General features: G+C 61.3%; 13 protein-coding genes. 7 read left to right on the top strand and 6 right to left on the bottom strand.

Annotated features, from left to right (window positions below; translation table 11 throughout):
- Positions 1–15 precede the first annotated feature (15 nt).
- Positions 16–783 carry a sulfite exporter TauE/SafE family protein gene (locus tag P5689_RS04220; protein WP_285533830.1) on the top strand — a complete coding sequence of 256 codons (768 nt, stop codon included), beginning with the start codon at positions 16–18 and terminating at the stop codon, positions 781–783.
- A gap of 101 nt (positions 784–884) precedes the next feature.
- The gene (locus P5689_RS04215) at positions 885–1,346 is read left to right on the top strand and encodes a GAF domain-containing protein (RefSeq protein WP_285532210.1); all 462 of its coding nucleotides are present in this window, start codon (positions 885–887) and stop codon (positions 1,344–1,346) included.
- 306 nt (positions 1,347–1,652) lie between these two features.
- Here P5689_RS04215 and P5689_RS04210 read toward each other — a convergent pair whose 3' ends face one another.
- Entirely contained in the window at positions 1,653–2,450 is a 798-nt protein-coding gene (locus P5689_RS04210) for a class I SAM-dependent methyltransferase (RefSeq protein WP_285532209.1), read from the bottom strand.
- A gap of 89 nt (positions 2,451–2,539) precedes the next feature.
- Here P5689_RS04210 and P5689_RS04205 point away from each other — a divergent pair, with 89 nt between their 5' ends.
- Entirely contained in the window at positions 2,540–3,355 is an 816-nt protein-coding gene (locus P5689_RS04205) for an AraC family transcriptional regulator (RefSeq protein ID WP_285532208.1), read from the top strand.
- 149 nt (positions 3,356–3,504) lie between these two features.
- Here the strand turns inward: P5689_RS04205 and P5689_RS04200 are convergent, their stop codons facing one another.
- From P5689_RS04200 to P5689_RS04190, 3 genes are all read right to left on the bottom strand, one after another.
- Complete coding sequence (locus P5689_RS04200) at positions 3,505–4,644, bottom strand: purine nucleoside permease (protein ID WP_408868563.1); 1,140 nt, start codon at positions 4,642–4,644, stop codon at positions 3,505–3,507.
- Positions 4,644–6,167, bottom strand: coding sequence for an adenosine deaminase (locus tag P5689_RS04195; protein ID WP_285532206.1), 1,524 nt, complete (start codon positions 6,165–6,167; stop codon positions 4,644–4,646). Before P5689_RS04195 ends, P5689_RS04200 begins: the two co-directional genes overlap by 1 nt.
- 317 nt (positions 6,168–6,484) lie before the next feature.
- The gene (locus P5689_RS04190) at positions 6,485–6,763 is read right to left on the bottom strand and encodes an HU family DNA-binding protein (protein WP_023979527.1); all 279 of its coding nucleotides are present in this window, start codon (positions 6,761–6,763) and stop codon (positions 6,485–6,487) included.
- Positions 6,764–6,952: 189 nt separating this feature from the next.
- On the opposite strand from P5689_RS04190, the gene xdhA reads away from it, so the two are divergent.
- The 4 genes from xdhA (at position 6,953) to P5689_RS04170 (ending at position 12,461) form a co-directional block, all read left to right on the top strand.
- Complete coding sequence (gene xdhA / locus P5689_RS04185) at positions 6,953–8,425, top strand: xanthine dehydrogenase small subunit (protein ID WP_285532204.1); 1,473 nt, start codon at positions 6,953–6,955, stop codon at positions 8,423–8,425.
- A gap of 13 nt (positions 8,426–8,438) precedes the next feature.
- Positions 8,439–10,826, top strand: a complete 2,388-nt coding sequence (gene xdhB / locus P5689_RS04180) for a xanthine dehydrogenase molybdopterin binding subunit (protein ID WP_285533829.1) — start codon at positions 8,439–8,441, stop codon at positions 10,824–10,826.
- On the top strand, positions 10,823–11,662 hold the full coding sequence (gene xdhC / locus P5689_RS04175) for a xanthine dehydrogenase accessory protein XdhC (RefSeq protein WP_285533828.1): 840 nt from the start codon (positions 10,823–10,825) through the stop codon (positions 11,660–11,662). Before xdhB ends, xdhC begins: the two co-directional genes overlap by 4 nt.
- 130 nt (positions 11,663–11,792) lie before the next feature.
- Positions 11,793–12,461, top strand: a complete 669-nt coding sequence (locus P5689_RS04170) for an HAD family phosphatase (RefSeq protein ID WP_166927990.1) — start codon at positions 11,793–11,795, stop codon at positions 12,459–12,461.
- Between the two features lie 104 nt (positions 12,462–12,565).
- Here the strand turns inward: P5689_RS04170 and P5689_RS04165 are convergent, their stop codons facing one another.
- Together P5689_RS04165 and P5689_RS04160 are read right to left on the bottom strand one after the other, a co-directional pair.
- Complete coding sequence (locus P5689_RS04165) at positions 12,566–12,763, bottom strand: hypothetical protein (protein ID WP_285532202.1); 198 nt, start codon at positions 12,761–12,763, stop codon at positions 12,566–12,568.
- A gap of 5 nt (positions 12,764–12,768) precedes the next feature.
- The gene (locus P5689_RS04160; RefSeq protein WP_285532201.1) at positions 12,769–14,631 is read right to left on the bottom strand and encodes a ferrous iron transporter B; all 1,863 of its coding nucleotides are present in this window, start codon (positions 14,629–14,631) and stop codon (positions 12,769–12,771) included.
- Positions 14,632–14,637: the final 6 nt, after the last annotated feature.

Below are 14,637 nucleotides of genomic sequence, written 5' to 3'. Positions count from 1 at the left end.
ATGCCTGACGCGTTCATGTCTGCCTCGTCTGTCCCTGCTCTGGCATGCGGGAGTCTGGTTGGTCTGGTTCTGGGCCTTATCGGCGGCGGCGGGTCCATTCTGGCTGTCCCGCTGCTGATCTATGTTGTGGGGGTGCGTAACCCCCATATCGCGATTGGCACGAGCGCTTTTGCCGTCGCGATCAACGCGCTGGCAGGTCTGCTCAGCCATGCGCGTGAGCACACGGTCAAATGGCGCTGCGCCGGTTTCTTCGCGCCTGCCGGGATGCTTGGTGCGGCGCTTGGGGCGCAGCTCGGCAAGGCGATGGATGGACAGCGACTTCTGTTGCTGTTTGCCGGTCTCATGGTGCTTGTCGGGATCGCGATGATCCGTGGCCGTCACGACGAGGGCATACCGGGGGCGGCGTGCAATCGTGACAATGTCTGGAAGGTTGGCCTGTTTGGCCTGTGCACGGGCGGGCTGTCCGGATTTTTCGGTATCGGCGGTGGGTTCCTGATCGTGCCGGCACTGATGGCGGCAACGCATATGCCTGTCCTCAATGCCGTGGGCACCTCACTTGTGGCTGTTGCGGCCTTTGGCGTGACGACATCTGTCAGCTATGCGCTTTCAGGCCTTGTGGACTGGCCTTTGGCCTTGTGGTTCATCATGGGTGGCGTTGTCGGATGCTTGGTGGGGACGAAACTGGCGAGCCGTCTTGGTAAAGGGTCCGGTGCCACGTTGAAACTTCTCTTCGCTGGCCTCATCTTTGTCGTGGCGGCCTATATCGCCTATCGCACACTCTGAAAGCGCAGGCATTTTGTTCTATGCGCGCCTTCAGAGGGTCTCGCCCCTACCCTGAGGCGCCATGCGGCGTCATTGAAATATACCCGGAAAGATGAACCCCCATGAGCGCGCCTGACAGCAGACTGACGCAAGACGATATCCTATCGGCAGTGGAGGGGCTGGTGGCGGCCGAAAGCGACATGATCGCGAATATGGCCAATATCGCAGCGGTTCTCTTTGAGGCACTCCCGCGCATCAACTGGGCAGGGTTCTATCTGCTGCGTGAGGGCGAACTGGTTCTGGGGCCGTTTCAGGGGCGTGTCGCCTGTACCCGCATTGCGCTGGGGCGCGGGGTATGTGGCAAGTCTGCCAGCGAACGCAGTATCCAGCGTATCGATGATGTCCACAGCTTCCCCGGCCATATTGCATGCGATGCGGCATCAGCGTCGGAGATTGTTCTGCCTCTGGTCAGAGACGGTGAATTGCTGGGCGTACTCGACATCGACAGCCCGGAACAGGCACGTTTTGGCGATGCCGAGCAGGCTATACTGGAGCGCATTGTTACCCTCCTGCTCGAAGCCTGAGGCGAGATCGCGCGCGGCCTGATCGTGAGGGAAAGGTCATGTGCGCAGTCCGGCAGGAATATTGCCTAGGGCAGGAAGAAGGGATGAGAGCCTTTCTGTAGGTGTAACCCTCGACCCTACCCCGCCAAGAGAGTCAACGCCGATGGTATGCCTCTCAAATCTATTGGGGGGTGCAGCCCCGTCGTCGCCGCGCCGCTCAGCTGAGGCCATATGAGCGTGGCTGCGGCGGCATCGCATCCTCCTGTTGATTGAACGTCTCCTGCGCCTCCATTCGGATCGCGTGTTGCAAGACAATCGCCATCCGGCTCAGGCGCTCGGACGGTTCCAAACGACAATCGAAATCGGAAAGCTGAAAACAATGCCGCCTTCTGTCTGGCGTGGCACCATGTCCGATCTGTTCTCACCGCTCGCAATCTCCCGCATGAAAAAGGATGCGAGAGCCTCGCGATCTTCTTCGGCAACCTGATCGTTCAGGCGGGATTCCAGACGGTAGCGGCTGGTCTGTATGTGGTGAAGGCCTGCCTCATAACCCAATGCCATGAACTGGCTGAGCGTAAGAGCTGTTGTGTGCGAGGGGTCACGCAGCTTTTCAGCATGATCGTATTGGCTCTGGCAGGCTGGAGCGGGTGTCGCATCGATGACGACAATCCGACCGCCGGGATGACAGACACGGATCATTTCTGCAAGGCAGGCCTGCGGTGTTTCCATGTGATGGAAGCTGTAACGCGTCACCACCAGATCAAATTGTGCGTCCTCAAAAGGCAGCACCATCGCGTTTCCGGTCTGGAAAGAGGCTTTGACGCCCAGCCGATCGGCACGTGCGCTCGCCTGTGCGATCATCGCGGGGGTCAGATCCAACCCGGTCACCTCGGCCCCCGCCTCTGCCAGCGCGCAGCTGACGATGCCGGGCCCGCAGGCCACATCCAGCGCCTTCACGGCTGGGCCGGGCGCACAGGCATTCAAAGTCTGGGCCATGCTTTCCGCCTCGGCATGAATGGGCAGGTCAGCGAAAGGGGCCGCCCATCGGGTAAATTGCCGTATGACGGTGGCATTGTGCGGGTCAGGGGTGCCGCTCGGGGTCGCGGTTGCGGGTAATACAGACATGGTGGTTTCCTCTCCTTGCCGGACAGGATAGGAAGATCGCTAATGGCCGACTAACGCGCTTCGGCCAGAAAATGACGGGAACCGGCCAGATGAAAATCCTGAGCAGCACAGAGACCACGGCTGTTCTGGTCGAAGCAGGCCTCGACAGGCCGCAGCAGAAATCCTTTGCTTTGCGGCAATCGGCCGATGCGATTTTCTATGACTGGCACACGCATTCTTACCACCAGATCATCTGCGCCCGTGCCGGTACCACGCAGATAGAGGGGCCAGATGGGCGCTATCTCCTGCCTGCCGCCCACGCCTTGTGGATTTCAGCCGGGACGCCCCATCGCACCATGATCCGCAATCATGACGGCATGTCCTTCTTTCTTGCGCCGGACGATACGCAGACTGCGGTCGAGGCGATGACGACATTTCCTCTGACACCGATTTTGACCGAGATGATGTTCTACGCACTGCGCTGGCCGGATGGACCACACTCCGCTGATGCGCTCGCGCAGAGCTTCTTCAATACCCTCGCGCTGCTTTGTCATGAGCGGATCAAGGCAGCGCCTGCCGCCGGGCTCGCCTTGCCCATGCCAAGGCACCCACGACTGATACGGGCTATCGATGCGGCATTGCTTGACCCGGCATCGGCCACGATGACCCGGATTTGCGCCTGTGCTGCCATGTCCGAGCGCAGTTTCCGCCGCCATTTTCAGGCTGAAACCGGGATGGGCTGGCAAAGCTGGATGACCCAGGCGCGCCTGTTTCATGCGGCCCTGCAACTGGGGCAGGGGCAGCGTGTGACGGATGTTGCAGCAGAGTGCGGTTATGCGTCATTGAGCGCATTCGCCAAGGCCTTCAATCAACGTTTCGGTCTGACTCCTGCACGGTTCAGGGCATATGCGATGCAAGAACGCTAGGCAGGGTTGCTCATCGGTGCGGAGGTAATCCCACCCGGTCCTGCTGAAACAGGTTTCCCGCAGGCGTTTCCGAAGGACGACGACCCTCCGGTGGTGCGTGGCGGAAACCCATGGTCACGGCCCCGCCTGAACCCTGACCGGACCGTACTCTAATGTGCCGCGCCCGGTGGTGTGCTCTCGTAGCGGTCCCAGTGCGTGGCGAGGTCGCGCACGACAATGCTGCCAATCTGATAGGCTGCGTTTACCGACGGGATGAAGGCCGAGTAGCCTTTCTCATTGGCTTCGTCCGAGAGAAGCTGCGCGGCCGTCTGGCCCGGTGGGGGCATGTCGAAATTGCTGGCAGTGCGCAGGATGAGCGCGCGTTCGGGATCGACGCGCCCAGCCTTCGCCTGAAGGGCAAGAGCCTGACAGAAGGCCACATCTTCCTCGGCGGTAGTCGCCATCACACCCTGATTATCGGTCCAGTAGCGCACCCAGCGCTCGGCCCAGCGATTCATGAGCTTGCCCACCCAGAAGGTCTCACCCGAAATGGTATCACCCATCATGACAGAAGGCGGCTTTTGCGCTGCGGCATAGCCGTGATAGCGGGCGCGGCTCTGCTTCATGCCCTCGCTGTCGGGCAGGGAAACGGAACGGGTCAGCTCATAGGCCCAGCGGGTGAGACCGGGATTGAGGGTGTAGAGCATATCGCCTGAGAGGGAATGCAGGGGTGGGCGTGGTGTCTCGTCGGGGCGACTGCCCTGTACGGGCGTGAAACCGTCAGGCCAGTCCTTGGGAATTTCACGCGGGTCGATTAGATGGGAGAGCCCGCCATTGATGACGCGGGGTGCCCAGACGGCGGAGCCGATCGTACCAAAATTGGGATCGATCCCCGCGATGCCAGCCAGCACGAAATAGCTGTGGCGCAGGTCGAAACGTGGGTCGAGCAGCAGCGCCGTCATGGCAGAGGCCATATGCTCGGGGCCTTCGCCAGAAGCGATGGCAAGCACCTGCAACTCCGGGTTGTAATGCATGACCTCATGGTCAGTGCCCGGGGCGGGAAGCGTCTGGCTGAGCGGGAATTTCTCGATCCAGTTCTGATATTCGCCCGGTGTGTCGCCCGTGTCCTTGCCGATTTCAAAGGTCGTCACAACCACAACGCGCACAGGGATGGTGGCGGAAGAGGTATGACCCGTGGCCGGTGCTGTCGGCCCGGCAGCATGGGCGGGAGCTGCGGTCAGGCCCGCGGGAACACTGCACAGGAGAAGGGAGAGGGCGAGGCGGTGGCGAAGGCCTTTGGGGCGTGTCATCATAGGAAAAGGGGCTCGTGGCTGACGGTGTTTTCGAAGGCTGCGAAGTTCTGTTCGAGCTGAAGCTGAAGGCGCGCCTTGGGGCTTTTCTTCAGGAAATCGGCGCAGGCAAAGCTCTGCGGAGCCTTGCACAGGGTGATGACGTGATCTCCGTCCCACAGGCTGGTGCCGGGTATGAAGGCATAGGTCAGGCTGTTGCGCGAGATGGTCTTGAGGTCAGCATAGGTCAGGGGGGCAGTTGAAAGCGCCCTGACATAGGCCTCTGTGAGATTGCTGCGGGACACGCCCTCATCATCGGTCGAGAGCACGACCGGCACATGGGCGCGTCGATACAGCCCCATCGGATGGGCGGCACCGCTCACCCCGAGGATCTGGTCATTGCTGGTCAGGTTGATTTCCACCGCGACGCGGCGCTGGGCCATTTCACCCAGCAGGCGCACAGCGTCTTTTTCCCATGTGATGTCCACGCCGTGGCCGATACGGTCTGCGCCAGCAATCTCGACAGCATCACGAATATGGCTCTGCAGCCCGGTGACAGGCACCAGCGCAGGGGTGAGTTCGCCAGCGTGGAGACTCAGGCGCACATCGGGATAGAGCGCGCCAAGTTTTGCGAACATCTGCATGTGCAGGGCGTAATCGGCCATTGCCACGGCATCGTCTTCAGGGGCGACGAAGTTCAGGCCGACAAAGCGCGGGTCTTCATGGGCAAGTGCATAACCCGTATCGAGCTGCGCAAACACCTCGGGAGGGGTCATGGTCCTGATGGCCTGAAACAGATAGCGCACCGTCACAGCACAACCCGGATGGGCAGCAGGCGTATCGCATTGCAGGATGTCGCGCGCCTGATGCTCCATCTCATCCGTCTCATGGCGCGCTTCGGCCACGAGGCGGGGGCGTTCATCATGAAGCGCCTCATGGGCGGCATCGAGGTCGAGGTCGTGCAGGGGATGCTGGTCGCCAGCTTTCACCATGCTGCCCAGTGCGGGTGAGATCATCAGTTCCAGATAGACCACGTGATCGGCCGCAGCCTGATCGCGCGCCTGTGCAAGCATGGCGCCCTGGTGGGCCGAAAGCACCGGCGCAAAGCGCCCGAAAGTCGAGAAAAAGTGATCGTGCCCGGAGCGGTCTGCTGGCGTGGGAACGAAATCATGCATCGAAAGAGAATCGATCATGAGCTCGCGCGCGTCCTGTCGGGTGCGAAGCTGGGAAGCGGGCATATCGCCCGGCGTGGCCAGACGGCACTTGGTGGGCAGGATTCGTCCCTGCGCCAGAGAAACGCACAGGCCGTCCTGACCGGCCCAGTCAAGGAAGCTTTCAGCCGGAATGGCACCAGCCAGATGGTTGTGAAGATCGCCCCCCTTGGGAAAGCCGCGCAGAAACACGGTCAGGCGCGCTGGGTCATTACGCAGATGATCGAAAATGCGCGAGGTTGCCTGCGTGTCGGCTGTCTCGGCGCGGGCAGAGGCAGACGAAAAGACGAGCGGAACGGCAAGGGCGAAAGCGGGCAGGATGCGGGGCAACATGCCGCGAAACGTGACGAAACCTTTTGGGTTTTGCAAGCACGCGAACACACGGGATGTCGCTTTTATCGGCATGACGGCAGCACGAGGCTGAGGGAGCCACCCGACAAGGCTTCGAAGCAATCGTCTGAAATCAGGAATGTCTGTGCGGGATCAGTCGATTTGCAGCAGGCTGCACCGGAACTGAACCGGAACAGGGCCCGGACAGAAGCCGGGAGGCACCCTGCCTGCTGCACGGGGCAGAAGAGGCAGGAGATGCCTGGGTGCCGGATCGGGCGGCGTCGAGACGCTACCCATGACATCCGGCACGGTAGAGCGGCTTACTTGCCGGCCAGAGCGTCCTTGACGTTCTTGGCGGGGGAGTAGCTGAGCTTCTTGGAAGCTGCGATCTCGATCGTCTCGCCGGTCTTGGGGTTACGGCCCTGACGTGCTGCGGTCGAACGGACCTGGAACTTGCCGAAGCCCGGGATGGACACTTCGTCGCCCTTGGTGGCGGCTTCGATGATGCTGGCCCAGACGGTGTCGAGGGCGGTCTTGGCGTCGGCCTTGGTGCCACCGGTGGCAGCGGCGATGCGGTCGATCAGATCAGTGGACTTCATAGTGATCCTCTTGCGTTTGAAATGGCCGTGGAGCCTTAGGCGCAGTTCGATGAGAGAACAAGGCAGGAAATGCAATATTCCTGATTGTTCTCTGCCGTCGAATCTTTCAATCATACATGAGTTTCCGGAAATGGCGAAGGGGCCGCCCTCGTTCAATCAACCAGTTTTCACCTTTGAGGGGGGTAATCCATGCGTCAGACGATACGCTTCTATCTGGGGGAACGCCTCGTCAGCCTGAGTGATATTGCCCCCGACACAACCTTGCTGGACTGGCTGCGCCATGAGGGGCGTACCGGTACGAAGGAAGGATGCAACGAGGGCGATTGCGGGGCCTGCATGGTGATCGTGGCGCGGCTGCGTCAGGGCAGGCTTGCGGTGAAGGCCGTCAATGCCTGCATCCAGCTGCTGCCCATGCTGGACGGTGCCGCTGTTTTTACAATCGAGGATATCGGGACACCGGGAGCGCTCCACCCCGTGCAGGAGGCTATGGTAGCCCTCAACGGCGCCCAGTGCGGCTTCTGCACGCCGGGTTTTGTGATGTCGATGGTGGCCTATCGTCAGGCCGAAGGCGCATCGGATGACGATGCCGCGATCGATGCCGCGCTTTCGGGCAATCTGTGTCGCTGCACGGGTTACGCGCCCATCGTCAAGGCAATGAAGCACGCGCTTCTGGCCCCTCCTGCCGCCTTCGAGCAGAGGGTGGCAGAGATGACAGAGCGCCTCCACGCGTTGGCAGACGGTCAGGATGTGCTGATCGAGCATGAGGGCAGCAGTCTTTTCGTGCCCGCCACGGCGGAATCCCTGGCGCAACGGCTGACCTCGTTTCCGGATACAGTGATCGTGGCCGGGGCGACGGATGTGGGGCTCTGGGTGACCAAAGCCATGCGCCCTCTGCCGCGCGTCGCGTTCATCGGGCAATGCGCGGATCTGTTGCGTCTGGAGACGGGCGCCCAAGGCCCCTATGCCAAGGGTCTTTATGTGGGCGCCGCCGTCACCTACGAGGAGGCGCGCGAGGCGCTCTCGCGGATTCTACCCGATTTTGGCGTGCTGATTGGTCGAATCGGTTCCACACCGATCCGGAACAGCGCGACGCTCTGCGGCAATATTGCCAATGGTTCACCGATTGGCGATGGGCCACCCGCGCTGATTGCCGCCGGGGCAATCCTGCATCTGCATTGCGGCGATGAGAGACGGGATATGCCGCTTGAGGCGTTCTTTCTGGCCTATGGCAAGCAGGACCGCCGACCGGGCGAGTTTGTCGAGGGTGTGAGCGTACCAGCACCGCTGCCGGCAACATTCTATCGTAGCTACAAGATATCCAAACGCTTCGATCAGGATATCTCTGCGGTTCTGGGCGCGTTCGCCCTGCGATGCGACGCGCAGGGGCGTGTAATCGATGTGCGACTGGCTTTTGGTGGCATGGCAGCCATACCATGCCGCGCCCATCATGCCGAAAAGGCCCTGATGGGTTCCCTGTGGAACGAGGACGCTCTGGAAGCCGCCCGCGAGGCCCTGTCGCTGGATTTCAAACCGTTGAGCGATATGCGCGCCAGTGCGTGGTATCGCCAGACGGTCGCTGCCAATCTTCTGACGCGGTTTTTCGAAGAGAGTCGGGGTGAGACCATGCGTCTCGCCAAGGCAGGGAGCCTGGCCCATGTCTGATGTTCAGGGTCTCATGGACACGCCAATCGCCGGGTCAGGCAAACACTCTGCCGCCGAAGGCGCAGGCCCGGGTTCGATGAAGCATGAAAGCGCCATTCTGCATGTGACCGGGCAGGCGCAGTATATCGACGACCTCCCCGAGCCCAAGGGGCTGCTGCATGTCGTGGCGGGGCTGAGCGAAAAGGCCCATGCCCGTCTTGTGTCGGTCGATCTGTCAGCGGTGCGCGATTATCCGGGTGTGGTGCGCGTCATAACGGCGGCAGACATACCGGGAGACAATCAGACCAGCCCGGTTCACGCCAATGACGAGCCCCTGCTGGCGGTGGATCTGGTCCAGCATGTTGGTCAGCCCATCTTTGCCGTGGTGGCGACTGATCGTGCCATTGCACGCCGTGCGGTGCGTCTGGCGCGTATCGACTATGATGAACTGCCAGCACTGCTCGATATCGACGCTGCGCGGGCCAATGGAAGCCCTCTGGTCTGGCGCCCGCTGACGATGGAGCGCGGTGTCGTTGGTCCCGCTCTGGAAAGCGCACCGTGCAGGTTGAATGGCTGCGTGACGATTGGCGGGCAGGAGCATTTCTATCTCGAGGGGCAGGTGGCTCTGGCGCAGCCGGGTGAGGCTGGCGAGATGCGGGTCTGGTCCTCCACCCAGCACCCCTCTGAAACGCAGCATCTCGTGGCAAGCGTTCTGGGCCGCCCTCACCACTTGGTCACAACTGAGATCCGCCGCATGGGGGGCGGGTTTGGTGGCAAGGAGTCTCAGGCCAATGGATGCGCCTGCCTGGCTGCGCTTGCGGCAGAGCTGACCGGCCAGGCGGCCAAGATGCGCCTTGATCGTGATGATGACATGATGATTACGGGCAAGCGTCACGATTTTCAGGTGCGATACGATGTCGGCTTTACCAGCCTGGGTGATATTCTTGCCGTGGATATGGTACTGGCGGCCCGTTGTGGCTGGTCAGCTGATCTCTCAGGGCCGGTGACGGACCGCGCCCTGTTTCACGCTGATAACGCCTATTATTACCCCGATGTGCGTTTCCGCTCACAGGCACTCAAGACCAACACGCAGTCCAATACGGCTTTTCGCGGGTTTGGCGGCCCGCAGGGGATCGTGGCTGCCGAGCGTGTGATTGAGGAAATCGCGTTTGCCACCGGGCAGGACCCGCTCGATATCCGTCTGCGCAACGTCTATGGCACTGGTGAGCGCAATCTGACGCCCTACCATATGGTCGTTGAGGACTCGATCAGCGATCTCGTCATGACGCAGCTGGCAGAGCGCTGCGATTATCGCCGTCGCAAGGCGGCCCTCAGAGCGTTCAATGCAACCAGCCGCACGCTGCGCAAGGGGATCGCCCTGGTGCCAGTGAAGTTCGGCATCTCGTTCACGGCAACGCATTACAATCAGGCGGGTGCTCTGGTTCATGTCTATACCGACGGGTCGGTGCAGGTGAATCACGGTGGGACCGAAATGGGGCAGGGTCTGCACACCAAGATGGTGCAGATCGTCATGCAGGAATTTGCTCTGCCTGCTGACTCAGTGCGCATCACCGCCACGACGACCGGCAAGGTGCCCAACACGTCTGCCACGGCGGCATCATCTGGCGCAGATCTGAACGGTATGGCGGTGCTCGATGCTGTAAGCCAGATCAAGGGCCGCATGATCGCGTTTGCTGCTGAAAAATGGCAGGTTGCGCCCGAGGCGATTTCTTTTACGCCCGAGGGTGTCAGCATCGGGCAGGAATGTGTCAGCTTTCGTGATCTGGTGTGGCAGGTCTATTTCGCCCGTATCTCGCTGTCAGCCAACGGATTTTACAAAACGCCCAAGATTTCGTGGGATGCCGCCACGGGGCGCGGGCGACCATTCTACTATTTTGCCTATGGTGCGGCCTGCGCTGAAGTCACGCTTGACCTGCTGACAGGTGAGAACACGATAGACCGTGTGGATATTCTTCATGACGCGGGGCAATCCCTCAATCCGGCCATTGATATCGGCCAGATCGAGGGGGCGTTCGTTCAGGGCGCGGGATGGCTCACCACGGAAGAACTGGTCTGGGACGAGAAGGGCCGCCTGCGCACCCACGCGCCAAGCACCTATAAAATTCCAGCCTGCTCGGACCGACCGCATATCTTCAACGTGATGCTGCTGGAAAATGCCCCCAATCGTGAGGAGACGATCTACCGCTCGAAGGCCGTGGGCGAGCCTCCTCTGGTCCATGGCGTTGCGGTTTTGCATGCGCTGTCCGATGCGATTGCTAGCCTGGGCAACTACCGTCACTGTCCGGGGCTGGATGCCCCCGCGACACCCGAGCGGCTATTGCGCACCATCATGGCCATGAAGTCATCTGTTGCCCAGTTGTCATCTGCTGCCGTGGTTGCTCCGACGGGAGAGAGCGTCTGATCGACCTTGACCTGATCCGGCGCTGGCGACGCGAGGCGGTTGCCGTGCTCCGGATCCTCGTGGCCGACGCTGCTGGCTCGACCCCGCGTGAGGCCGGGGCGTTCATGCTGGTGTCTCACAACGCCCAGACGGGCACGATCGGTGGTGGAACGCTGGAATGGGAATGTCTGGCCCAGGCACGCCGAATTCTAAGCGGTGCCGCCCTTGCGCAGGAGCATCGCTATCGTCTCGGGCCCGAGGCCGATCAGTGCTGTGGCGGGGCCGTGACGATACGCTACGAACCGGTTTTCGATCTCGATCATGAATTGTCCTGCCTTGAGGCGGAACAGGCTTCATGGCCTGTGGTGAGCCTGTTTGGCGCAGGCCATGTTGGCCGAGCCCTGGCCCAAGCGCTTTCCCCCCTGCCTCTGGCCTTGCGCTGGATTGATTCACGAGCCGATGAATTCGGGCTTGTGCCCGAGGGTGTGACAATGAGCGTGACGCAGGATTGGGAGGCCGAACTCGCCTTGCTGCGCCCCGGTGATGGTGTGGTCATCATGACACCCAGCCATACGCTGGATGCACTTATCACGGCTGCTGCCCTCGATCGTGGCGATCTGGCCTATGTCGGCCTGATTGGCTCGCGCACCAAGCGACGGCGGTTCGAGGCCGGATTTCGTGCGCTGGGGATGGCACAGCACAGGATTGATGCGCTGGTCTGTCCTATAGGGCATCACGACGGCCCTTACAGGATCCGTGACAAGCGTCCTTCGGTCATCGCTGCCCTCGTTGCGGCGGAACTGGTCGTCAAACTCGTTCATGGCGACCATGCGAGCGATGGGTGTGGTTCGTCATAAGCAACGGAATGGCGGGAGGCCGTCCACTGCCAGCCCACTGGCCCGACGAGCTGTGATCAGCCATCTGGCAACATCTGCGCAGCCTCGCCCGTTGAACCCCCATCAGTAACTTATACCGAAGGAGACATTCATGACCGGCCCTGGCCCCATACGCGGCGTGTTATTCGATATGGACGGGCTTTTGCTCGATAGCGAAACCCTGTCTCTCGATGCCTTTACCCTCGGCGCGCGTGATCTGGGCTATGACATGGATCATGAATTTGCGCGCCAGATGATCGGCCTGCCCGGTGATGCCTGTGCCCAGCTGGTGATTGACAGCTTTGGCCCCGATATCGATCTGGCTGCATTGTTCAGGAGGCAGAATATCCGTCTGCATGAACTGGTTCAGGCGGGTAAACTCGTGCTGAAAAAGGGCGTGCTTCCGTTGCTGGAAATGCTCGATGCCCGCCAGCTGCCTCGTGCCATTGCCACATCCTCGGGGCGTGAGCGTACCGAGGCGCATCTGCGCCATGTGGGGATCTATGACCGGTTCGATGCCATCATCACGCGCGACGATGTGACGCGCGGCAAGCCGGACCCGGAGCCCTATCTGCGCGCTGCTGAGGCGATCGGGGTCGAGCCCGCCTATTGTCTGGCGCTCGAGGATTCCCACAACGGTGCCCGCGCGGCCCATGCCGCCGGGATAAGGGTCATTGTTGTGCCTGACCTGATGGCCCCGAATGAGGAGATCACGGAGAAGGCCCATGCAATCATGAATGATCTTCATGAGGTGTGCGACTTCATCGATCGCGCAGGCTGATTCTTCGCAGTTGAGGGGGGCGGGCGAGGGATACTTACCTGTCCCTTGTCTGCCGTATTCGATTGAAGCTTGTCAGAGGGAGCGCGTTGCGCCCTCAGCCGCTTCTAGTGACAGCCACCGCCCTTGCAGCCGGAGCATCCCCCGCAGGACTTGCCTTCCTTGGGCGTCGGGGCACCCGCCGCGTGAGGGACATGCAGGCCAAGCGCGGTTTTGATGCGGCGCGCATGGGCAGGAAACAGCCGGTTCAGCCAGAACACCACGGCGACCACGATAACGGCGATGACGATGAGAGTCTGGATCATGGGCCTTATCCGCTAAGGGCGACAGTCACATGATAGGTAAGAAACGACGCAAGATAAGCAAGGCCGAAAAGATAGGCCGCCGCACCGGCGACGACTTTCCATGAACGCGTCTCACGCCGCATGACAGCAAGGGTGGAGATGCATTGCGGGGCATAGACATACCATGCCAGCAGCGAAAATGCCGTGGCCATGCTCCAATGAGCGCTGAGTAATGGCAGTAGGGCACTTGCTGCGCTGTCTTCATTCGTACCCAGCGCATAGACGGTTGCCAGCGCACTCACCGCGACCTCGCGCGCAGCCAGGCCGGGTATGAGCGAGACGCAGATCTGCCAGTTGAAACCGAGCGGGGCGAAAATCGGCAGCATCCAGTGCCCGATATGGCCAGCGAGGCTGTAATCGATGGCGGCCCCGGTGGCATTGGCGGGCGGGGCTGGGAAGCTTGAGAGCGCCCAGAGAAGCACGTTCAGGGAGACGATGATCGTGCCCACGCGGGAGAGGAACATAACCGCGCGCTGCCATAGGCCCAGGGCCACGCTTTTCAGATTGGGCGAGCGATAGGGGGGCAGCTCGAGCATCAACGGATGCTCATCGGACGCCACACCGCGTGTCATGAGACGCGCGGCGACAATGCCGCTGAGAATGGCCACGAGGTAGAGCGCAAACAGCACAAGGCCCTGAAGCCCGAGAAAGCCAAGAACCGTTCGATGCGGTACGAAAGCGCCGATCAGAAGTGTGTAGACCGGCAGGCGCGCTGAACAGGTCATGAGAGGCGCGATCAGGATCGTCACCAGACGGTCGCGCGGGTTCTGTATCGTACGCGCCGCCATGATGCCCGGAATGGCACAGGCAAAGCTGGAAAGCAGCGGAATGAAAGAGCGTCCACTCAACCCGGCCAAAGCCATTACGCGGTCGAGCAGGAAAGCGGCTCTTGGCAGATAGCCCGTCTCTTCGAGGGTCAGGATCCAGAGGAACAGGATCAGGATCTGAGGGAGAAAAACGATGACGGTTCCTGCCCCGGCGAAAATGCCATCCGCCAGAAGGCTGCGCAAAAGCCCGGGTGGCAGGGGTGAGACCACCATCTGCCCCAGAGAGGTGATGCTGGCTTCCAGTGCATCCATGAGCGGCTGTGCCCAGGCAAAGACCGTCTGGAACATGAAAAACAGCACGACCAGCAGGATGATCGGCCCCCAGACCGGGTGCAGGAACCAGCGGTCGAGCCTGTCAGCCAGCCGGTCGCCACGCAAACTCCCTTCATTGGTATAGCGGGCGATAAGCTCGCCCGCCCGGGCATGCAGGTCGATCTCTCTGCCGAGTGTAGGCGGGGTCAGGGTCGCTGTCTGATCCAGTGCCGCAAGAAGATGGCTCACACCGTTCTTGCGCAGGCTGATGGTCGGGATGATGGGCAGATCGAGCGCTGCCGCGAGGCCCGGTACGTCGATTTTGAGCCCGAGACGCTCGGCCTCATCCATCATGTTGAGCACGACCAGCATGGGGCGGCCCAGTTGCATGAGTTCGAGCAGAAAGCGCAGATGCAGCCGCAGATTGCTGGCTGAGACGACGCAGATGATCAGGTCGGGCTGTTTTTCGGAAGGATGACGACCCATGCAGACATCACGCGTGACATCCTCATCCGGGCTGGTGGCACTCAAGCTGTAGGCGCCCGGCAGATCGAGCAGGCGTACTGACCGGCCATTGGGCGTCGTGAAATACCCTTCCTTGCGCTCGACCGTGACCCCTGCGTAATTCGCGACCTTCTGTTTGCTGCCGGTCAGCTGGTTGAACAGCGAGGTCTTGCCGCAATTGGGATTGCCGACGAGGGCGGCACGCAACGGAAGGGTCTCCGTTACGGTCGAGGTCACGGCATCCATCAGGGA

Source organism: Asaia sp. HumB, from assembly GCF_030263835.1.
GTDB classification, from domain to species: domain Bacteria; phylum Pseudomonadota; class Alphaproteobacteria; order Acetobacterales; family Acetobacteraceae; genus Asaia; species Asaia bogorensis.
Note: the sequence above shows the minus strand (reverse complement) of the source record. Positions and strands in the feature narration are given on the sequence as shown.